This window comes from Umezawaea tangerina (assembly GCF_003002815.1).
Taxonomy (GTDB): Bacteria; Actinomycetota; Actinomycetes; order Mycobacteriales; family Pseudonocardiaceae; genus Umezawaea; species Umezawaea tangerina.
In genome coordinates, this window is the sequence record NZ_PVTF01000023.1 from 80,449 (window position 1) to 101,169 (window position 20,721).

Genomic DNA, 20,721 nt, shown 5'->3' on the forward strand with positions numbered 1-20,721 from the left:
GACCCCTTGCACTGGGTTCTCCGACGCGCCTACGTTATACCTAACGCCGTTCGGTTTAGGAGGTCGTGGCGTGGATCTGAGCCTGTCCGACGAGCACCGCCAGCTCCGTGAACTGGCCCGGCGCTTCACCGACGAGCGGATCGTCCCCTTCGCCCTGCAGTGGGACCGGGACGAGGCGATCGACCGCGCGCTCGTGCCGAAGCTGGGCGAGGTCGGCTTTCTCGGGCTGGGCATCGACGAGGAGTACGGCGGCTCGGGTGGCGACAACCTCGCCTACTGCCTCGTGCTCGAGGAGATCGCGCGCGGCGACTCGGCCGTGCGCGGCATCATCTCCGTCTCGCTCGGCCTGGTCGGCAAGACGATCTCCAAGCACGGCACCGAGGAGCAGCGTCGGCGGTGGCTGCCCGGGCTGTGCTCGGGCGAGCTGGTCGGCTGCTTCGGGCTCACCGAGCCGGAGACCGGCTCCGACGCCGGGTCGCTCGCCACCAGGGCCGAGCGCGACGGCGACGACTGGCTGCTCACCGGCCGGAAGGTGTTCATCACCAACGGGACGTGGGCGGACGTCGTCCTGCTGTTCGCCCGCACCGGCGGGCCGGGACCGAGGGGCATCTCCGCGTTCCTGGTGCCGACGGACTCCGCGGGGTTCGCCGCCACCGAGATCCACGGCAAGCTCGGCATGCGCGGCCAGGCCACCGCGGAGCTCGCCCTCGACGGCGTCCGGGTGCCCGACAGCGCCCGGATCGGCGACGAGGGCACCGGTTTCAAGATCGCCATGGCGGCGCTCGACCGCGGCCGGATGTCGGTGGCGGCGGGCTGCGTCGGCGCCGCCCGCGGCGCGTTGGAGGCCAGCCTGCGCTACGCCAAGGAGCGCGAGCAGTTCGGCAAGCCCATCGCCTCCTACCAGCTCGTCCAGGAGCTGCTGGCCGACATGGCCGTCGAGGCGGACGCGGCCAGGCTGCTCACCTGGCGGGTCGCCGACCTCGCCGACCGCGGGCTGCCGTTCGGCACCGAGGCGTCGATGGCGAAGCTCTACGCCAGCGAGGCGGCCGTGCGGGCCGCGAACAGCGCCATCCAGGTTTTCGGCGGGTACGGCTACATCGACGAGTACCCGGTCGGGAAGTACTTGCGCGACACCCGCGTGACGACCCTCTACGAGGGCACCAGCCAGATCCAGAAACTGCTCATCGGCCGGGCGCTGACCGGCGTCAACGCATTCTGAAACGGGGAACACCATGGACTTCGCGCTCGACGAGGAGCAGAAGGAGATCAGGGACTGGGTGCGCACGTTCGTGCGCAAGGAGATCATCCCGCTGGAGCCGGAGGTGCTCCGCCGGGAACGGGCCAACCAGCCGGGTCTGACCTCCGAAGAGCTGGACGCGTTGCAGCAGAAGGCGAAGAAGGCCGGGTTCTGGGGCGTGCAGACGCCCACGGAGTACGGCGGCATGGGCATGGGCGCGGTGATGACGGCGCTCATCGAGGCCGAGCTGGGCCGGTCGTTCGTGCAGTTCCGCTTCGGCGGCAACGCGGACAACATCCTCTACCACGGCAACGCCGAGCAGAAGGAGCGCTACTTGCTCCCGACGATCTCCGGCGAGCGCAAGTCGTGCTTCGCGATCACCGAGCCCGGTGCCGGGTCGGACGCCAAGGCGATCCGCACGTCCGCGCGCAAGGACGGCGCGGAGTGGGTGGTCAACGGCGAGAAGACGTTCATCACCGGCGGCAACGAGGCCGACTTCGTGATGGTGTTCGCCGTGACGGACAAGGAGAAGGGCGCCAACGGCGGCGTCACCTGCTTCCTCGTGGACCGCGACATGGGCTGGAAGTCCGAGCCCATCCCGACCATGGGCCAGTGGGGTCCGGCGGCGCTGGTGTTCGAGGACGTCCGGGTGCCCGAGGAGAACGTCCTCGGCGAGGTCGGGCAGGGCTTCGCCATGGCGATGCAGTGGATCGGCGCCGGCCGCTACCTGCTGCCCGCGCGGGCCATCGGCTCGGTGGAGCGCCTGGTGGACATGGCGATCGAGCAGGCCAACAGCCGCGTCACGTTCGGCCAGCCCATCGCCGAGTACCAGGCCATCCAGTGGATGATCGCCGACTCCGCGGTCGAGATCGAGGCGCTGCGCTGGCTCGTGCTGCACGCCGCGTGGCTGGTCGACCAGGGCGCGGACTCGCGGCAGGCGCAGTCGATGGCGAAGCTCTACGGCGGTGTGAAGGCGAACGAGATCGTCGACCGCGTGCTGCAGATCCACGGCGGCATGGGCTACACCCGCGAGCTGCCGATCGAGCGCTGGTACCGCGAGCTGCGGCTGCTGCGCATCTACGAGGGCACCGACGAGATCCAGCGCCGCACGATCGCCCGCAACCTGCTCAAGGGCCACGCCAAGGTCAGCGGATCCCTGGGGTGAGCACCACCGTCGTCCGGTCCTGGACCGCCGACGACGTCGAGCGCTACGCGGCCGCGGTGGGCGGGACCGGCATGCAGCCGGGGTTCGCCATCGCGGTCGCGCAGTTCGGCGGGCCGCAGTTCGGGCTGGAGGCGGACCTCACGCGGGTCCTGCACGCCGAGCAGTCGCTCACGTTGCCCGGCGAGCTGCCCGTGGCGGGCACGGTGGAGGTGACCAGGACGGTCACCGACGTGTTCGACAAGGGCTCCGGCTCGCTGGTCGTGCGCGAGTGGCACGCCGAGGGCGACGCCCGGTTCAGCACCCGCGCGTCGCTGTTCGTGCGCGGCGCGGGCGGCTTCGGCGGCCCGCGCGGCACGACCGTCCGCCACCCCGTCCCGACCCGCGCGCCGGACGTGGAGCTGGGTTTCCGCACGTCGGAGGACCAGGCCGAGCTGTACCGGCTGACCGGCGACGACAACCCGCTGCACTGGGACCCGGCGTTCGCGCGGCGCGGCGGGTTCCCCCGCCCGATCCTGCACGGACTGGCCACCTACGGGATCACCGCGCGCCTGCTGGCCGAGTCGCTGTCCGTGGTCGCCGTCGGCGGCCGGTTCACCCACCCGGTGTACCCCGGTGACGAGCTGCAGGTCAGCGCCTGGGTGGAGGACGGGGAGGTCCGGTTCCGGACGACCGCCAACCACACGACGGTGATCGACGACGGTAGGGCTATCCCCCGTTCCTAGGTGGTAGCCCGCCCCATCGATCATGGGTGGCCGTTCGCGCACTCTGTAGTCATGCGATCACGACGCGACGTCTTCCAGCTCAGCACCGCGACCGACGCCACCGCGTTGACCCGGCTGCGGATCCCCACCGCCGCTGGCACGTTCGACGCGGTCGCCGCCGGTCCCCTCGACGGCCGCAAGGTCCTGCTGCTGCACGGGGTGCCCGAGTGCGGCATCGAGTGGCGCCACCAGCTGCGCGCCCTCGCCGCCGACGGCTACCGCGCCGTGGCGCCCAACCAGCGCGGCTACTCGCCGGGCGTACGGCCCAAGCGGGTCGACGACTACCGGGTCGAGAACGCCGTGGACGACGTCGCCGCCATCGCCGACCAGCTCGGCTGGCGCCGGTTCGACCTGGTCGGGCACGACTGGGGAGCCGTGGTCGGCTGGGAGGCGGCGGCCCGGCTGCCGCTGCGGGTCCGGACCCTGACCGCCGTGTCCGCGCCGCACCCCGGCGCGTTCGCCGAAGCGCTGCGCAACGACCCCGACCAGCAGCGCCGGGCGGCCCTGCTCGACTACCTGCGGCAGCCCGAGGTGCCCGAACGCGAGATGCTGGCCAACGGCGCGGCCCGGCTGCGCCAGGGCTGGCCCGCGGTGATCCCGAGGCAGCGGGTCGAGCAGTACGTGCGGCAGCTGTCGGAACCGGGAGCGCTCACGGCGGCGCTCAACTGGTACCGGGCGAACACGTTCACCGGCGACTACCAGCCCGTGTCGGTGCCGACGATGTACCTGTGGGGGTCCGAGGACGACGCCGTGGGGCCGGAGGCGGCACAGGCGACCAGCGAGTGGGTGACGGGCGCGTACCGGTTCGAGGTGCTGGACCAGGTGGGGCACTTCGTGCCGGAGGAGGCGGCGGAGAGGACGACGTCGTTGCTGTTGGAGCACTTGGGGAAGTTCTGAGGAGGGCGGGGTTGTCGGACCCCGTGGGTAGGGTGGGATTCGGGGGTCCTGGGGCCATCATGGTGTGAGGTGACGTGGCACGGCCGACAGCTCGGGTGCTGACGTTGCTCGAGTTGTTGCAGTCCGGTGGCACCCGCACCTCCGCCGAGCTGGCCGAGCGGCTGGACGTGGACGGGCGCACGGTGCGCCGCTACGTGGAGCACCTGCGCGACCTCGGCATTCCGGTGGACACCGTGCGCGGCCGTTACGGCGGTTACCGGCTGGCGCGCCACTACCGGATGCCTCCGTTGATGCTCACCGACGAGGAAGCGCTGGCGGTCGTCTGGGGGCTTCTGCTGACGGGCCGGTCGGGGTCCGGTCCGGCCTCGATCGGTGACGTGGAGGCCGCCACCTCGAAGGTGCGCCGGGTACTGCCCCCGGCCCTGGCGCGGCAGATCGACGCGGTGGTCGACACCGTGGACTTCACCGGCGGTCGGACCGGCGAGGCGGAGCGCACCGGCGGCCGCGAGGAGGCGAGCGCGAGGGTGCTCCTCGGACTGGCGAAGGCGGCAGCGGACCGGCGTCCGATCGCCTTCGACTACGTCCCGCGGCACGGACGTGCCCGGTCGCGCACCGTTCACCCGCACGGCATCGTCGCCGTGAACGGACTGCTCTACCTCACCGGCCACGACGTCGGGCGCCAGGCGGAGCGGACGTTCCGCCTGGACCGCATCGCCGGCCTGCGCCTGCTGGAGGGCACGTTCGAGGTGCCGGACGACCTGGACCCGGTGCAGCGCGTCGTGGGCCCGCTCGCGGCGGGTCCTGGACGACATGAGGTGTCAGTGCTCGTCGACGCTGACGCGACGCACGTGCGGGCGTTGTTCCCGGAGACGCTGGCGTCGGTCGAACCGGTGGCCGACGTCGCGGGGAACGGTCACCGGCTGAGGGTTTTCGTCCGTGCGGAACGCCTGGAATGGGTCGCGGGAAGACTGGCCGCTCTCGACCGACCGTTCGTCATCGAGCGGCCGCAAGCCCTGCACGGGGCAATCGCCGCGCTGGGGCGGAAGCTGATCGCCGCGGCGGTCGTCGATCCCGGCGGCGACTCGGGCTAGGACCGCGTGGCGCCCGCGCGGACTCCGACGGCACGAGGAGCGCCCGATCGTGAAGCAGGCGCCTCCAGCGGTTCCCGTTCACGTCGGGACTCCTCGTTCGAGGTCCGTCAGGTCGCGTCGTACCCGTGCTCGCCCCGCGTCCGCGGTCAGTCCGCCTTGGTGGTGGGCGCCAGCATCCTGGGGGTCCGGTTCTGCTGCAGCAGCAGCGCCTGCGGCGTGACCGGCGTGTAGAGGTTGATGAGCGACCCCTCGGGGTCGCGGATCAGAACGGACATGTTGCCCCAGGGCATCAACGTCGGCGCCTGCACGACGTCGAGGTCATCGCCGAGCTCGGCCTTCATGAGGGCGAGCAGGGATTCGACGTCCTCCACGAGGAACTCGACGATGGCGGTGCGGTTGGCGGCCGCTCGCAGTGGGTTGCCCGTGATGAAGGCGACCCGCTCCGGCGTGCTGAGCGCGAACGTCGCGGACGGCGTCACCAGCTCGACGAAGTCGTCGGTCAGGTACTGCGGGGTGGCGCCGGTGAGGACCTCGTAGAAGCGGACGAGCCGCGGCAGGTCGTCGGTGATCACGCGGACGGAGGCCAGTTGGACGGTGTTCGTTGTCATGATCGCGACGCTAACCGGGATACTGGACATAATCTGTCCGGTATTGGGAGGTCTTTTTGGTGGAGACACGGCCGGGTTGCGTTGTGGTGTGGCCGATTTGACTTGGGGCCCCTTTTTTGGGCTTCGTCGGGCGAAAAAGGGCAGGTGGTAGAGCCTGCCCGCCGACTCATTGTAAGCCCAAAAACCCCAAGTCAAATCGGCCACGTTGCGTGCTTTCGTTGCGTGCCAGCGGGTTTGCTCAGGTCAGGGATAAAGGCTCGGGCTTGGTGGGTCTGGTGGGGCTGGTTGGGCTTGGTGTTGTGCTTGGCTTGATTGGTTACTGGCGGTCGAAGATCAGGTCGAAGTCCTTGCGCCAGGTTCTGCCCTGGTCGTCCGAGGCTTCCCAGCGGCCGGTGATGCGGGTGGGGGTGAGGTCGGCGGTGAAGCGCTGGTGCATGTCGGGGTCTTCGCGGAGCAGGGTCCAGCGGGAGTCGGTGAAGGTCATGGCGAAGACGCGGCAGACGCCGCGTTCGTCGTGGTAGAGGGCGGTGTAGGTGTCCTGGGCGTCGTTGCGGCCGAGGACCAGGACCATTTCGCTGGTGGCTCCTCCGACGTCGCCCTCCATGGTCCAGCGGAAGTCGACGAAGGCGTCGCTGAGCCATTCGGCCGTGGCGGAGCCCGGTACCTCCAGGTCGGCGGGTTCCAGGAACCAGGCGTTGCGCAACGTTGTGCGCCACGAGCCCGTGAGAACGTCCAGGCGGGTCATCGCCTCGCTGCGCATCGGGTCCTCCTCGGAATCGGAACAGTGGGGTGGAGGGTAGTTCCGTCCTACGCGCTGTCCAGGCTGGTCAGCATCTGCGCGCGCACCCTGGAGAGGTGGCGGCGCATGGCGCGGTTGGCCTGGTGGGTGTCGCCGGCGGCGATGGCCGCCACCAGGGCGTCGTGGTCGTCCAGGGAGGCCTGCTGGTGCGGCGGGTCGTCCTTGAGGCCCGCGCGGAGCAGGACGACTCGTTGTTGCACCAGGCGGACCTGTTCGGCGATGCGGGGGCTTCGGGCGGCGTCGAGCAGGGCCTGGTGGAAGGCGAGGTCGAGGCGGTAGGGGAAGCGGGCGCCGGTGCGGTGGGTGTTGCGGGACTCGGCGCAGACCTCGCGCAACCGTTCGACGTCCCCGTCGGTGCGGCGGCTGGCCGCGAGCTCGGCGGCGGCGCATTCGAGGGCGGAGCGGAGCTCGAAGAGGGCGCGGACCTCGTCGGCGTCGGCCTTGGGGACGTGGGCGCCCTTGTTGGGCACGAGCACCAGCAGGCCTTCGCTGGAGAGGTGGCGGATGGCCTCGCGGAGGGGGCCTCGGCTGATGCCGAGGCGGTGGGCGAGCTCGACCTCGTTGACGCGTTCGCCCGGCGGGATCTCGCCGGTGAGCACGAGCTCGCGCAGGACGTCGACGGTCTGGCCCGCCAGGCTCAGGTGGAGCGGGGGTGTCACGTGCGTCTCCCGGGGCTGGTCTGCGACGAGTACCTCATGTTAACTGTCGACAGTTGGCAGTACTTGAGGAGGCGGTGTGGTGCACGAGGTGGTGGCCGAGGTGTGGCGGGGCGAGTTCCTGGAGTCCGTGCACCACGGCACGGTCGTGGCACTGGGCGCCGACGGGCGGGCGGTGCTGAGCGTGGGGCGGCCGGAGCTGGTGGCGTTCCCCCGCTCGTCGAACAAGCCGGTGCAGGGGCTGGCGATGGTCCGCCACGGGCTCGACCTCGACGGTGAGCTGCTGGCGCTGGCCTGCGCCAGCCACTCCGGTGAGGACTTCCACGTCGAGGGCGTGCGGCGGATCCTGGCGAAGGCGGGGCTGGGCTTCGACGCGCTGCAGTGCACGCCGGACCTGCCGATCGGGGAGGCTGCGCTGGCCGCGCACCTCAAGGCGGGCCGGGGGCGGGCACCCGAGTACATGAACTGCTCCGGCAAGCACGCCGCGATGCTGCTGACCTGCGTGCGCAACGGCTGGTCGACCGACGACTACCTGGCGTTCGAGCACCCGCTCCAGGTGGCGATCCGGGCCACCCTGGAGGAGCTGGCGGGCGAACGGGTCGGGGCGGTCGGCGTGGACGGCTGCGGGGCGCCGCTGTTCGGGATCAGCCTGAACGGGCTGGCCAGGGCGTTCGGCAGGATGGCCGGCGCGCGGGCCGGGACGGAGGAGCACCGGGTCGCGGCGGCGATGAACGCCCACCCGGAGCACGTCGGCGGCACGGGCCGCGACGTCACGGCGCTGATGCGCGCGCTGCCGGGGGCGATGGCCAAGGACGGCGCCGAGGGCGTGTACGCGATCGGGCTGCCGGACGGGTCGGCGGTGGCGTTGAAGATCGCCGACGGGTCCAGCCGGGCGCGGGCCGTGGTGATGGTGGCGGCGCTGCGGGCGCTGGGCGTGGACGTGGGGTCGCTGACCACGTTGGCGACGGTCCCGGTCCTGGGGCACGGGCGCGAGGTCGGCGCGGTGCGGCCGGCTTTGGCCCTGGCGGGCTGAGGAACCTCTATTCTCGGGTGATGGCCACCTTTCCAGGCGCGGGAAGACCGGAGGACGGACCGGAGAAGCGGTTCGCCGACGACCTCATCGGGCTTGATCCGGCGGACCCCGAGGCCAAGGCCTTCGCGGAGCACCTGGACCGGATGGAGCGGGAACGCCCCGGTTACACCGTCGAGGGGTACCTCGCGGGGGTCGCGGACTTCGCCGACTCGGCGAACCGCGCGAGCGGTGAGCAACGTCTCGTGGCGGTGCTGGTGGTGGGGCTGATCCTGCTCGGTGTGCTGATCAGCGTGTGGTTCGGGCTCGGCGAGATCATCTCCGTGCTGTTCGGCTGAGCCGTAAGACACCCGCAACCCACCCCGGCCCGGAAACCGCATTAGCGTGGAGGCATGGAACCTGTTGTCGGCGCCACGCCGAAGGACGTCCGTTCGGAGCAGGAGTGGCGGGAGAGCCTGACCCCGAGCGAGTACCGGGTGCTCCGCCAGGGCGGCACCGAGCCCGCCTGGGTCGGCGAGTACACGGACACCAAGACCGTCGGTGTCTACGAGTGCCGCGCGTGCGGCACGGAGCTGTTCCGCAGCGAGACCAAGTTCGACTCGCACTGCGGGTGGCCGTCGTTCTTCTCCCCGCTGGCCGCGGACCGCGTGATCCTGCGCGAGGACCGCGCCATGGGCATGGTCCGCACGGAGGTGCTTTGCGCGCATTGCCACAGCCACCTCGGGCACGTGTTCGAGGGCGAGGGTTACGAGACCCCGACCGACCAGCGCTACTGCATCAACAGCATCAGCCTGCGTTTGGTCGACGACTCCGCGCGGTGACGTGCCCATTCCCGAATAGCGCCGCAACGCGGTCGCACGAGTGCGGAAAGCAACAGGCGACACAGCGCTCGCGGTGCAGCAGACTGGACTTGTCGCACCGGATGGCGCCAGTCCGCGGCGCCACCCGGACTCGTCTCTGACCTGGGAGGAAGCATGCTTTCGCGCAAGGGCACCGACGGTGAGGGGTCCAGTGGGGTCGACGGGTCGTCGTCCTCCTAAGAACCGCCTAATACCAGCCTAAGTCTTGCTCAAGCCCCTTGCCGCTGTGTGTTCCGCAGCACAGTATTGCCTTTCGATTGGCGGATTCGTTCCGCCAAGAGCGGTAGGGGGTGGACCGTGGACCAGCCGTGGGGGCTCTCGGGCCCGGAATTCCTGAGGATCTACTGGATCGCGTTGGGCGTCGCCCTGCTGTTCGCGGTCTTCGTCCGGATGCGCATGCGGGCCAGTCGGGGTGACGGGCCCGCACGCGATCTCGGCATCGACGAGCTGGCGTACCTGTCCGGCGGGCCGCGCCGGGTCGTCGAGGCCTCGCTGGCCCGGCTGATCGAGGCCGAGGCCCTGCGCTCGACGCGCCGCGGCACCGTCAGCCTGATCGGCAAGCCCACCGCGGTGAACCCGGTGGACAAGGCCGTGCTGGCGGACGCCGCCCGCTACAGCAAGCGCACGCTGAACCTCCTGATGGCCACCGTCGCGCAGACCGACGCGGTGAAGTCGATCGCGACCCGCCTCGGTGAGCAGGGACTGCTCGTGGACCCCGTCGTGGCCAAGCGGCAGGCGCGGGTGGGTGTCGTGCCGATGCTGGTGCTGTTCCTGATCGGGGTCGTCCGCTGGGTCAACGGGATCGCGATCGGCGCTCCCGTCGGCTGGCTGACGCTCCAGCTGGTGGTCACCGCGCTGCTGGCGGTGCTGATGACCAGGGCGGGCCGGATCCGGCGCACGGCCAGGGGTGACCGCGCGCTGGACGGCGCCCGCACCGGTGGCACCGGGGCCGGGGTGACCGGCCCGGCCGTGGCCGTGGGCGGGGCGGTCGGCCTGGTCGCGCTCGGCGGCCTGTCGGCGCACCCTGACCTGACGCTGCGGACCGCGCTGATGACCCAGGCCTACGGGTCGGGTTCGTCCGGCGGCGGCGGCTCGACGTACGTGGGGAGCTCGTGCTCGAGCTCCAGCGGCAACTCCTGCTCCAGCTCCAGCGGCAGCAGCTGCGGCAGCGGGGGTGGCGGTTGCGGGGGTGGCGGCGGCTGCGGTGGGGGCGGCGGCTGACCGCAGGGGGGCGCCAAGGCCATCACCGGACGTCGTGACGTCCTCGTGATGGCCTTGGCCGCGTGACGCGGAACGAACAGGCCCGCCGCGGAGTCGGATGGCCATCGGCTTGGGTGAAAGGCGGCGGTCATGACTTCCGGGACGACGATATCGGGCAGACCAGGGATCTCGGCCGAGGAGTTCGGCTACCTGGCGGGCGGTCCTGGCCGCGCCGCGGAGGTGGCGGTCGTCCGGCTCCTGGAGGGCGGGCTGCTGCGGATCTCCCGCGAGGGCGTGGTGAGCGCGGTGGCCTCGGGCGCCGCGGGCGCGGGCACGCCGCTGGAGGCGTACGCGCTGGGCGCGGCCCGCACCGGCCGGATGCTGGGCGACCTGGTCAAGTCCACGGCCACCAGCGAGGCGGCCTCGGCGCTGCGGCAGCACCTGGTCGACCGGGGCCTGGTCGTGTCCGACGCCCGCCGCAAGACGTGGTCGACGGTCCGGGTGCTCTGCTTCGTCGCGTTCTTCGCCGCCATCGCCCTCACGATCGTGTTCCGGGTGCACTTCGGGGTCGCGATCGGCGTGGCCGTGGTGGCGCTGCTGCTGCGCTGGTTCGCGGGCCGGATGCGGCGCCCGGTGCGCCGGGCGGGCAGGCGCGAGGTCGGCCGGGTCAAGGTGGCCGCGGGCGACCGGGTGGGCATGGTCGCGCAGATGGGCCTGCTGGGCCGGGTCGGCCAGTTCCCGCGGATGTACTACGTGTGGGAGATGCTGGGCATCGTGCCGAGCGCCGGTGCCACGCTGCGCAGGCGCAAGCCCGTCCGCAACAGCGGCGACACCGGCACGATGTACGGGAGCAGCTGCAACAGCTGCTCCAGCTGCTCCAGCGGGTGCGGTGCCGACAACAGCGGGTGCGGCAGCGGCAGCAGCTGCGGGTCGAGCGGCGACAGCGGGTCGTCGTGCAGCAGCGGCTCGTCCTGCGGGTCGTCGTGCGGTGGAGGGGGCGGGGACTGATGGGCGTGCTGGACAAGCTCGGCGTCGGCATCGGCTGGCGCCCGGAGATCGACCTGACCGTGGAACGGCTGCCCGGCGTCGACTTCGTCGAGGTGGTGGCCGAGAACCTGCACGTGGAGCACCTGCCGGAGTCGATCCTGCTGCTGCGCGAACGGGGTGTCCCGGTGCTGCCGCACGCGGTGTCGCTGTCGCTGGGCAGCGCGGACCCCGTCGAGCCGGACCGCGTCGAGCACCTGGGCGCGGTCGCCGAGGCGCTGGGGGCGCCGCTGGTGAGCGACCACGTCTGCTTCGTCCGCGCGGGCGGGCTCGACTCGGGCCACCTGATGCCGGTGCCGCGCACCCGCGACGCGCTGGACGTGCTGGTGGCCAACGTGAAGACGGCGCAGGCGAACCTGCCGGTGCCGCTGGCGCTGGAGAACATCGCCGCCCTGCTGGAGTGGCCCGACGGCGAGCTGACCGAGGGCCAGTTCCTCGCCGAGCTGGTCGAGCGCACCGACTGCCACCTGCTGATCGACGTGGCGAACCTGCACGCGAACGCGCTCAACCTGGGCACGGACCCGAACCGGTTCCTCGACGAGATCCCGTTGGAGCGGCTGGCCTACGTGCACGTGGCGGGCGGCGTCGAGCACAACGGCGTCTACCACGACACGCACGCCCACGCGGTGCGGCCGGAGGTGCTGGAGCTGCTGGGCGAGCTGCGGTCGCGGGTGGACCCGCCGGGCGTGCTGCTGGAGCGCGACGACAACTACCCGTCGGACACCGAGCTGGCGGGCGAGCTGGCCGCGATCCGCGGGGTGCTGGCGAGGCACGCGTGAACGGGGACCAGCGCGAGCGGCTCGCACGGGCGCAGGCGGAGCTGCTCGGCGCGCTGCTCGCGGGCGGCCCCTCCCCCGCCGGGTTCGACCAGCGGCTGCTGGCGGTCGAGGCGAACTCCTTGCTGGCCAAGAGGCGCGGCATCGTGGCGATGCTGAACCCCGAGGTCGCCGACGTGCTGGCCGACCGCTTCCGGCCGCTGTTCGACGAGTACGCCCGCGCGCACCCGCGCAGGACGGGCAGCCGGGCGCGGGAGGACGCGGTGGACTTCGCGGCGTGGGCGCGGGAACGCGGCGAGCTCCCCACCGAGAAACCGAATCGCTGGTGGCGGAGGAAGGCAACCTGAAGCGGTCCACCCCCGTCTGGTGGTCATGAGGATCGTCGGGGTGCTGGGTTGCCTGCTGGTGCTGGGTGCGTGCGGGTCTGAGCCCGAGGTCGGCTGCACGATGATCGGGACACCGGTGGGGATCGGGCTGGACGTGGCGATGCCCGAGGTGCGGACCGCGACCATGCAGGTCTGCTGGGACGACAAGTGCGTCGACCCCGTCGTGGAGCTGCACCCGTCGTCCTCGGCGGGCCCGCAGACGTGCACCGGCACCGCCCCGACGGACTCGTGCGGGGTGTCGGTCGTGCCGACCGGCGGCCGCAACGGCTTCGCGGACGTCCCCGACCTGCCCACCGCGCCGGTGCGGGTCACCCTGCGGCTGTCGGACGCGAACGGCGTGGTGCTCGTCGACGAGGTGCTGACCGCGACGCCGAAACCCGCCTACCCCAACGGTGTCGAGTGCGGCGGGCAGGGCCCGCAGACCGGCCTGGTGGTGTCCGCCGCGGGGGTCGTGACCGAGCGGACCTGACCCGCGCAAGTCAGGGGTTCGGATCGTGGAACTTGGGCCATTGGGAGCAGCCGCGGTCGTGACGGGGTCGCTAGGTTCGGGGCGCTGGGGGGATTTCGTCACTTTCGGTACACCGCTGCCGCCGTCTGCCAGACGCCTTCCAGCAGCGCATCCGGGTGGGTGCGCGTCCCTGGAGGGGAGAGTTCGCCGTTGCGATCGACACGACGGCACGGCAAGCGGCTTGGCGCTTGCGTGCTCGCACTGGGACTGGTGGTCGGGGCCACGCAGGTGGCGACGGCCGCGCCGGGCGGACCCCGGCACTTCGACACCCGTGACGTCGGTTCCGTCACGCTGATCACCGGGGACCGGGTGGTCGCGGACGCGGGGACGGGCACGATCGTCCCCGGTCCGGGCCGCGAGAAGGTGGTCTTCTCCACCTACGCCGCGAACGGCCACCGGTACGTGCTGCCGAGCGACGCGGCGCCGCTGCTGGCCTCGGGCAAGCTGGACCGCAGGCTGTTCGACGTCACCGAGCTCATCGCGTCGCGCTACGACGACGCGCACCGCGACAGCCTGTCGCTGCTGGTCACCCGCGCGCCGGGCCGCGGCGCCGCGGCCGTCACCGGGCTGGTCCGGACCGCCGACATCCCGACGGTGGGCTCGTTCGCGGCGACCACGGCGAAGGCCACCGCGACGACGACCTGGCAAGCGCTTGCCGGCTCACCGGACGACTACCGCAAGATCTGGCTCGACGGCCTGCGGCAACCGACCCTGGACCGCAGCGTGCCGCAGATCGGCGCGCCGGTGGCGTGGCAGGCCGGGTACACCGGTACCGGTGTGAAGGTCGCCGTGCTCGACACCGGCGTCGACGCCACGCACCCCGACCTGGCGGGCCAGGAGCTGGTGGAGCGCAACTTCACCGAGGACCCGGACAACACCGACACGGTCGGCCACGGCACGCACGTCGCGGCGACCATCGCCAGCGACGGGCCCAAGTACCGCGGCGTGGCACCCGACGCGAAGATCCTCGACGGCAAGGTCTGCGTGACCTACGGCTGCGCGGAGTCGTGGATCCTCAACGGGATGGTGTGGGCCGCCGAGCAGGGCGCGGACGTGGCGAACCTGAGTCTGGGCGGCGGGGACACCCCGGACGTCGACCCGCTCGAAGAGGCCGTGAACACGCTTTCCGCCCAGTACGGCACGCTGTTCGTGATCGCCGCGGGCAACTCCGGCGCCGCCGAGACCGTCGGCTCCCCCGGCAGCGCGGACGCCGCGCTGACCGTCGGCGCGGTGGACCGCGACGACAACCTCGCGGTGTTCTCCAGCCGCGGTCCGCGCACCGGCGACGGCGCGGTCAAGCCGGACATCACCGCGCCCGGCGTGGACATCGTGGCGGCGAAGTCCTCCACGGGCGTCATCGGCACCCCGGCGGGCGACGGGTACGTGTCGCTGTCGGGCACCTCGATGGCGACCCCGCACGTCGCGGGCTCGGCGGCGCTGATCAAGCAGCAACACCCCGACTGGACGGGCGCGCGGGTCAAGGCGGCGCTGGTCGCCTCCGCCAAGCCGAACCCCGCGCTGACCGCGTACGAGCAGGGCGCCGGGCGGGTGGACCTGACCAGGGCCATCACCCAGACGGTGACCAGCGACCCGGTGAGCGTCGGGCTGGGGCTCCAGCTGTGGCCGCACGACGACGACGTGCCGGTCACGAAGGAGACCACCTACCGCAACTCCGGGACCGAGGCCGTGACGCTGGACCTGGCGCTCGACGTCAAGGGCCCGGACGGCAAGCCCGCGCCCGAGGGCGTCTTCACGGTCGACCCCAAGACGGTCACCGTCCCCGCGGGCGGCGCGGCGAAGGTCTCCGTCACCGGTGACACCAGGATCGGCACGCTGGACGGCGGCTACAGCGGCTCGATCGTCGCCACCTCCGGCACGACGACGGCGCGCACCCCGGTCGGCCTCGTGCGCGAGGTCGAGAGCTACCAGGTCACGCTGAACTACACCGGCGACGACGGCGCGCCCTCCTCCACCTACTCGACGTTCCTGCTCGGCTTCGACAACGGCGGCCTCTACTTCCCCTACGACGAGGACGGCAGCGTCGAGCTCCGGCTCCCCAAGGGGCACTACTACGCCTCGACGACCATCGAGACCGGGGACCGGACCGCGGTGCTGCCCTACCCCGCCTTCACCGTGTCGCGGGCGGCCACCGTCGAGCTCGACGCGCGGCTGGCGAAGCCGGTCTCCGTGACCGTGCCGGACCCGACGGCGACGCCGGACTACGCCGAGATCCTCGAGGCGCGCGTGCAGGGCGAGAGCAGCCTGCTCACCGGCACGGGCTTCCCCGGCGGCTTCGACGGCAAGGTCTCGCTCGGCAACGTCGGACCGGCGGTGGGCGCGGAGGAGTTCTACGCGCTGGTCGGCACGCACTGGACCGGGACGCCGATGGGCACCACGCCCGTCACCTACCGGACCGGCAAGCTGTTCACCGGCAAGGCGCCCACCGGGTACTCCCGCGTCCTGGCCAAGCGGGACTTCGCCGAGGTCAAGACCAGGATCGGGCCGAGCGCCGCGGACCGGGACACCCTGTTCGCGTTCGGCGCGGTCACCCCCCTCGGCGGCTCCAGCGGGTGGTTCAAGCCCGTCGCCGCGCCCGGCGAGGTGGTCGACCGGCTCGCGGGCGAGGGCGTCGAGTGGCGGCCGTCCTTCCGGGCGTACAACCCCGGCGACCCGAACTCGGCGTTCGACAGCGTCCTGAACGGCAACCCCCGCGGCTACCGGGCCGGGAAGCGCTACTCCGAGACGGTCAACGCGGCCGTGTTCGGGCCCGCCCAGCAGGCGACCGGGTACCACCTCGCCAGGGCGGAGGACACGGTCTACGTCGACGTGGCGCTGTTCGGCGACGGCGCGGGCAACCCCGGCTACTCGGCGTTCGACTCCGCCCGCACCACGCTGTTCCGCGAGGGCACGAAGGTCGGTGAGACCGCCTTCGACGCTTACGGGCAGTTCCCCGTGCCCGCCGCCGCGGCCTCCTACCGGCTGGAGACCGAGGCGACCCGCGCCAAGGGCGTCTCGGACGTGACGACGAAGGTGGGCGGTGCCTGGACGTTCCGCTCCGGGCACGCGGGCGCCGAGGCGCTCGAACCCCTGCCGCTGACGCTGGTCCGGTTCCAGCCCGAGCTCGACGCGGCGAACTCGGCTTCCGCCGGGCGGGTGCTGCGGGTCCCGCTGGTGGTCCAGCAGAACCCCGGCGCCGACAACGGCCGGATCGGGCGGGTCGTGGTCGACGTGTCGTTCGACGACGGCAAGACCTGGCGGCGCGTGCCCGTCGTCGGTGACTCGGCGCTGGTGCCCGGCGGTCCCGCGGGCGGCTTCGCGTCGTTGCGCGCCAAGACGACCGACAGCAAGGGCAACACGGCCGAGAACACGGTGATCCGGGCGTACAAGATCGCCGGGAGGTAGTCCGCGGCCGGGCCCGTGGCACATCGTCGCCACGGGCCCGGTCAGGGCCGTGGACCGGCCCGCACGAGCCCGGCGCCGGCGTCCGACCAACGGACGCCGGTGTCCGAGCCGGGAATTCGCGGGTTGCACCGGAGCGGACCCGTGACACACATTCGCCCTCCCGCCACGGGAGGGTCGCACGACTCTTCGAGATCGATATGTTCGGAGCGCCCGGGACTTTCGTCACGATCGGTGCACCGCCCCCCACCGATCGGCCGACGCCCCCTGGGCTGTGCACCCCTGCACGCGCTCCACCGAATCGGGAGGTGGCTGTTGCGATCAACTCGACGACACGGCGCTCTACTGGGAGTCGCCGCGCTCGCGTTCGGACTCGTGGTCGGGTCCACGGGCGTGTCGGAGGCGGAAGGGTCTCCGCCGGGCTTCAGCGCGCCGGGAGGCGCCGGTTCCGTCACGCTCATCACCGGTGACCGCGTCGTGCTCGACGGCGCGGGGGCGGGCTCGATCGTCCCCGGCTCCGGCCGGAACGGCGTCGTCTTCTCCACGTCCACGGAGGACGGTCACCTGTTCGTCGTGCCCGCCGACGCCCGGCGCGACCTCGCCTCGGGCAGGCTGGACCGGCGGCTGTTCGACGTCACCGAGCTCATCGCCTCGCGCTACGACGACGCGCACCGCGACTCGGTGCCGCTGATCATCACGACCGGCAAGGACCTGCGGGCGGCAGGCGCCCTCACGGGCACGACGGTCACCGGCGACCTGCCCACCGTGCGGTCGTTCGCGGCCAGCACGGCCAAGGCGCAGGCGACCGGGACCTGGCGCTCACTGCTGGAGGACAGCGCTTACACGAAGATCCGGCTGGACGGCCTGCGGCAGCTCAGCCTCGACCGCAGCGTGCCGCAGATCGGCGCGCCGGAGGCCTGGAAGGCCGGGTACACCGGCACCGGAGTGAAGGTCGCCGTGCTCGACACCGGCGTCGACGCCACGCACCCGGACCTCGTGGGCCAGGAGCTGGTGGAGAAGAACTTCACCCCGGACCCCGACAACACCGACACGGTCGGCCACGGCACGCACGTGGCGTCGACCATCGCCAGCGACGGCGCCAAGTACCGCGGTGTCGCGCCGGACGCGAAGATCATGGACGGCAAGGTCTGCGTCAACGGCGGCTGCGCGGAGTCCTGGATCCTCGGCGGGATGACGTGGGCGGCGCAGGAGGGCGCCGACGTCGTGAACCTCAGCCTGGGCGGCGGCGACACCCCGGACATCGACCCGCTCGAAGAGGCCGTGAACACGCTTTCCGCCCAGTACGGCACGCTGTTCGTCATCGCGGCGGGCAACGACGGCGGACCGGAGACGGTCGGCTCCCCCGGCAGCGCGGACGCCGCCCTGACCGTCGGCGCGGTGGACCGCAACGACAACATCGCCCCGTTCTCCAGCCGCGGCCCCAGGGTCGGCGACGGCGCCATCAAGCCCGACATCACCGCACCCGGCGTCGACATCGTGGCGGCGAAGTCCTCCACGGGCGTCATCGGCACCCCGGCGGGCGACGGCTACGTGTCGCTGTCCGGCACCTCGATGGCCACCCCGCACGTCGCGGGCTCGGCGGCCCTGATCAAGCAGCAGCACCCCGACTGGACCGGGTCGCGGATCAAGGCGGCACTGGTCGCCTCCGCCAAGCCCAACCCCGCGCTGACCGCGTACGACCAAGGCGCCGGGCGGGTCGACGTGGCCAAGGCGATCACCCAGACGGTGACCGCCGAGCCCGCGAACGTCAACCTCGGTCTGCAGCAGTGGCCGCACTCCGACGACGTGCCGGTCACCAAGGAGGTCGTCTACCGCAACTCCGGCACCGAGTCGGTGTCGCTCGACGTGGCCGTGGACGTCAAGGGCCCGGACGGCAAGCCCGCACCCGCGGGGCTGCTCACCGCGAGCCCGGCGAAGGTGACCGTGCCCGCGGGCGGCGAGGCGAAGGTGACCGTCGTCGGCGACACCCGCGTCGACGCGCCCGACGGCGCCTACACCGGCGCGCTGGTCGCCACCTCGGGCACGGGCGCGGTGCGCAGCCCGCTCGGGATCGTCCGCGAGGTCGAGAGCTACCAGGTGACCGTGAACCAGGTCGACCAGGACGGCAAGCCCGCGGCGGACGCGTACACGGTCCTCGTGTCGCTGGACGCCACGAAGGCGTACTACTTCAACAGCGGCAGCGGCACGACCGTCCGCGTGCCGAAGGGCCGCTACTTCGGGACGAGCAGCGTCATCACCGGGGACAGGTACGCCGTCCTGACCCACCCGGAGCTGACCGTCACCGGGGACACCGCCGTCGACGTCGACGCGCGGCTGGCCAAGCCGGTCAAGGTGTCCGTCCCGGAGCCGGGCGCCGAGGGCATCCTCGCCGAGTTCAGCGTCACCAGGTGGACCGGTACCAGGAGCTTCGGCTACGGCACGGTCTTCTTCGGCGGCTTCGGCGACTCGATGTACTCCGCCCAGATCGGCCCGGACGTCGCCGCGGACGCGCTGGCCTCGCGGGTCGGCTCCCAGTGGCGGGGCACGCCGCAGGGCGACCTGCCGATCAGCTACCGGTACACCACGTCGTGGGCGGGGAAGGTGCCCACCGGGCACGTCCGCGAGCTCGGCAAGGGCGACCTCGCCGAGGTCAGGACGACGATCGGGCCCAGCCCCGAGGGCAGGACGCACCTGCTGGGGCTCACCGCGGTGGACTCGCGCGGCGGTGGCGGGTGGTCGTGGCTCGCGCCGATGAGCCCGACCGGCACCGGGGTCGACTACATCGCCGGTGACGGCGTCAAGTGGAGCTCGATGCACCTGCAGGACGCCGGGAACACCAGCGAGGCGGAGCAGATCTCGTCGCCGAAGGCGTACCGGGCGGGCAAGCAGTACGAGAACAAGCTCGGCTTCGCGGTCTTCGGCCCCGGCATCGGCGGCTACGACCAGGCGCTGGCCAGGTCGGCCGACACCATCCGGGTCTCGGTGCCGCTCTTCGGCGACAGCACGGGCGGCTCGGGCTACTCGGCGGTGGACGCGGCCAGGACCACCCTGTTCCGCGACGGCGTGAAGGTCGGCGAGACCGCCTACGACGCGTACGGCCAGTTCGCCGTGCCCGCCGCGGCGGCCTCGTACCGGCTGGAGACCGAGGCGACCCGCGCCAAGGGCGTCTCGGACGTGAGCACCAAGGTCAGCGCCGTGTGGAAGTTCCGCTCGGGGCACGTGGACGCGCTGACGAACCTGCCGCTGTCGGTCGTCCGGTTCCAGCCCGCGCTGGACGCGACGAACTCCGCGCCCGCCGGGCGGCTCCTGCGGGTGCCGCTCGTCGTGCAGCAGAACCCCGGTGCCGCCAACGGCCGGGTCGGGCGGGTCTCGGTCGACGTGTCGTTCGACGACGGCAAGACCTGGCGGCACGTCCCCGTCGTCGGCGACTCGGCGCTCGTGCTCAACGCGCCGGGGTCCGACTACGCCTCGTTGCGCGCCAAGACCACCGACAGCAGGGGCAACTCGGTGGAGAACACGGTGATCAGGGCCTACAAGATCGCCAAGAAGTAGCGGTGGAGGAAGGCCCGTGGCGCACCCGCGCCACGGGCCCTCCCGCGCTCAGGGCAGGTTGGTGACGAGCTCGGCGGCCGGGATCCGGGTGCCGGTGTAGAACGGGATCTCCTCGCGCACGTGCAGCCGCGCCTCGGTGCCGCGCAGGTGCCGCATGAGGTCGACGATGCGGTGCAGCTCGTCCGCCTCGAACGCCAGCATCCACTCGTAGTCGCCGAGCGCGAACGAGGACACCGTGTTCGCCCGGACGTCCGGGTAGTCCCGCGCCTCCTTGCCGTGGTCGGCCAGCATCTTGCGCCGGTCCTCCTCGGGCAGCAGGTACCACTCGTAGGAGCGCACGAACGGGTACACGCAGATGTACTTGCGCGCCTCCTCGCCCGCCAGGAACGCGGGGATGTGGCTGCGGTTGAACTCGGCGGGGCGGTGCAGCGCGACCTGGCTCCACACCGGCACGGACACCCGGCCCACGGCGGTGCGGCGGAAACCCTGGTAGGCGGCTTGCAGCTGCTCGATCTCCTCGGCGTGCCACCAGATCATGTAGTCCGCGTCGGCCCGCAGGCCCGCCACGTCGTACACGCCGCGCACCACGACGCCCTTGCCCTCCAAGGAGTCGAGGTAGTTCTGCGCCTCGGTGGCGGACGGGCCGCGGTCCTCGGGGAGGCGACCGGGTTCGACGCGGAACACCGACCACATGGTGTAGCGGATGGTGTCGTTCAGCTCGGAGAAGTTGAGGCGGGCCATGGCACCCATCC

The 20,721-nt window shown here is 72.0% G+C and carries 19 protein-coding genes; 15 read left to right on the forward strand and 4 right to left on the reverse strand.

Annotated features, from left to right (window positions below; all coding sequences use genetic code 11):
* Positions 1 to 70: 70 nt before the first annotated feature.
* From CLV43_RS44790 to CLV43_RS44810, 5 genes are all read left to right on the forward strand, one after another.
* Positions 71 to 1,219 carry an acyl-CoA dehydrogenase family protein gene (locus tag CLV43_RS44790; RefSeq protein ID WP_245887497.1) on the forward strand — a complete coding sequence of 383 codons (1,149 nt, stop codon included), beginning with the start codon at positions 71 to 73 and terminating at the stop codon, positions 1,217 to 1,219.
* 13 nt (positions 1,220 to 1,232) lie between these two features.
* Positions 1,233 to 2,402, forward strand: coding sequence for an acyl-CoA dehydrogenase family protein (locus CLV43_RS44795; protein WP_106196650.1), 1,170 nt, complete (start codon positions 1,233 to 1,235; stop codon positions 2,400 to 2,402).
* Positions 2,399 to 3,124 (forward strand): MaoC/PaaZ C-terminal domain-containing protein, encoded by a 726-nt coding sequence (locus CLV43_RS44800; protein ID WP_211304862.1) that lies wholly within the window; start codon positions 2,399 to 2,401, stop codon positions 3,122 to 3,124. The genes CLV43_RS44795 and CLV43_RS44800 overlap by 4 nt, the downstream gene beginning before the upstream one ends.
* Before the next feature lie 51 nt (positions 3,125 to 3,175).
* Positions 3,176 to 4,060, forward strand: a complete 885-nt coding sequence (locus tag CLV43_RS44805; RefSeq protein ID WP_106196651.1) for an alpha/beta fold hydrolase — start codon at positions 3,176 to 3,178, stop codon at positions 4,058 to 4,060.
* A gap of 74 nt (positions 4,061 to 4,134) precedes the next feature.
* Entirely contained in the window at positions 4,135 to 5,151 is a 1,017-nt protein-coding gene (locus CLV43_RS44810) for a helix-turn-helix transcriptional regulator (protein ID WP_106196652.1), read from the forward strand.
* A gap of 146 nt (positions 5,152 to 5,297) precedes the next feature.
* Here CLV43_RS44810 and CLV43_RS44815 read toward each other — a convergent pair whose 3' ends face one another.
* The 3 genes from CLV43_RS44815 to CLV43_RS44825 form a co-directional block, all read right to left on the reverse strand.
* A complete protein-coding gene (locus CLV43_RS44815; protein ID WP_211304863.1) occupies positions 5,298 to 5,759 on the reverse strand; it encodes a VOC family protein in 462 nt (153 codons plus the stop codon).
* A gap of 316 nt (positions 5,760 to 6,075) precedes the next feature.
* Positions 6,076 to 6,519: a hypothetical protein gene (locus CLV43_RS44820; protein WP_106196653.1), complete on the reverse strand. Its 444-nt coding sequence runs from the start codon at positions 6,517 to 6,519 to the stop codon at positions 6,076 to 6,078.
* Positions 6,520 to 6,566: 47 nt separating this feature from the next.
* Positions 6,567 to 7,217, reverse strand: coding sequence for a GntR family transcriptional regulator (locus tag CLV43_RS44825; protein ID WP_106196654.1), 651 nt, complete (start codon positions 7,215 to 7,217; stop codon positions 6,567 to 6,569).
* 76 nt (positions 7,218 to 7,293) lie between these two features.
* On the opposite strand from CLV43_RS44825, the gene CLV43_RS44830 reads away from it, so the two are divergent.
* The 10 genes from CLV43_RS44830 to CLV43_RS44875 all read left to right on the forward strand — a co-directional run bounded on the left by CLV43_RS44830 (position 7,294) and on the right by CLV43_RS44875 (position 19,969).
* Positions 7,294 to 8,247 carry an asparaginase gene (locus CLV43_RS44830; RefSeq protein WP_106196655.1) on the forward strand — a complete coding sequence of 318 codons (954 nt, stop codon included), beginning with the start codon at positions 7,294 to 7,296 and terminating at the stop codon, positions 8,245 to 8,247.
* A gap of 20 nt (positions 8,248 to 8,267) precedes the next feature.
* Positions 8,268 to 8,582 carry a hypothetical protein gene (locus CLV43_RS44835; protein WP_106196656.1) on the forward strand — a complete coding sequence of 105 codons (315 nt, stop codon included), beginning with the start codon at positions 8,268 to 8,270 and terminating at the stop codon, positions 8,580 to 8,582.
* Positions 8,583 to 8,636: 54 nt separating this feature from the next.
* Positions 8,637 to 9,065: a peptide-methionine (R)-S-oxide reductase MsrB gene (gene msrB / locus CLV43_RS44840; RefSeq protein ID WP_106196657.1), complete on the forward strand. Its 429-nt coding sequence runs from the start codon at positions 8,637 to 8,639 to the stop codon at positions 9,063 to 9,065.
* Between the two features lie 336 nt (positions 9,066 to 9,401).
* Entirely contained in the window at positions 9,402 to 10,325 is a 924-nt protein-coding gene (locus CLV43_RS44845; protein ID WP_170156293.1) for a TIGR04222 domain-containing membrane protein, read from the forward strand.
* Between the two features lie 129 nt (positions 10,326 to 10,454).
* Positions 10,455 to 11,312, forward strand: coding sequence for a TIGR04222 domain-containing membrane protein (locus CLV43_RS44850; protein ID WP_106196659.1), 858 nt, complete (start codon positions 10,455 to 10,457; stop codon positions 11,310 to 11,312).
* Entirely contained in the window at positions 11,312 to 12,127 is an 816-nt protein-coding gene (locus CLV43_RS44855) for an MbnB/TglH/ChrH family RiPP precursor modification enzyme (protein WP_106196709.1), read from the forward strand. The genes CLV43_RS44850 and CLV43_RS44855 overlap by 1 nt, the downstream gene beginning before the upstream one ends.
* Complete coding sequence (locus tag CLV43_RS44860; protein ID WP_106196660.1) at positions 12,124 to 12,471, forward strand: SCO6045 C-terminal-like domain-containing protein; 348 nt, start codon at positions 12,124 to 12,126, stop codon at positions 12,469 to 12,471. The genes CLV43_RS44855 and CLV43_RS44860 overlap by 4 nt, the downstream gene beginning before the upstream one ends.
* 25 nt (positions 12,472 to 12,496) lie before the next feature.
* On the forward strand, positions 12,497 to 12,979 hold the full coding sequence (locus CLV43_RS44865) for a hypothetical protein (protein ID WP_211304864.1): 483 nt from the start codon (positions 12,497 to 12,499) through the stop codon (positions 12,977 to 12,979).
* Positions 12,980 to 13,210: 231 nt separating this feature from the next.
* A complete protein-coding gene (locus CLV43_RS44870; protein ID WP_245887498.1) occupies positions 13,211 to 16,420 on the forward strand; it encodes a S8 family serine peptidase in 3,210 nt (1,069 codons plus the stop codon).
* Positions 16,421 to 16,810: 390 nt separating this feature from the next.
* A complete protein-coding gene (locus tag CLV43_RS44875) occupies positions 16,811 to 19,969 on the forward strand; it encodes a S8 family serine peptidase (RefSeq protein ID WP_245887499.1) in 3,159 nt (1,052 codons plus the stop codon).
* A 48-nt stretch (positions 19,970 to 20,017) separates the two neighbouring features.
* Here the strand turns inward: CLV43_RS44875 and hemQ are convergent, their stop codons facing one another.
* Positions 20,018 to 20,710 (reverse strand): hydrogen peroxide-dependent heme synthase, encoded by a 693-nt coding sequence (hemQ, locus tag CLV43_RS44880; RefSeq protein WP_106196712.1) that lies wholly within the window; start codon positions 20,708 to 20,710, stop codon positions 20,018 to 20,020.
* Positions 20,711 to 20,721 lie beyond the last annotated feature (11 nt).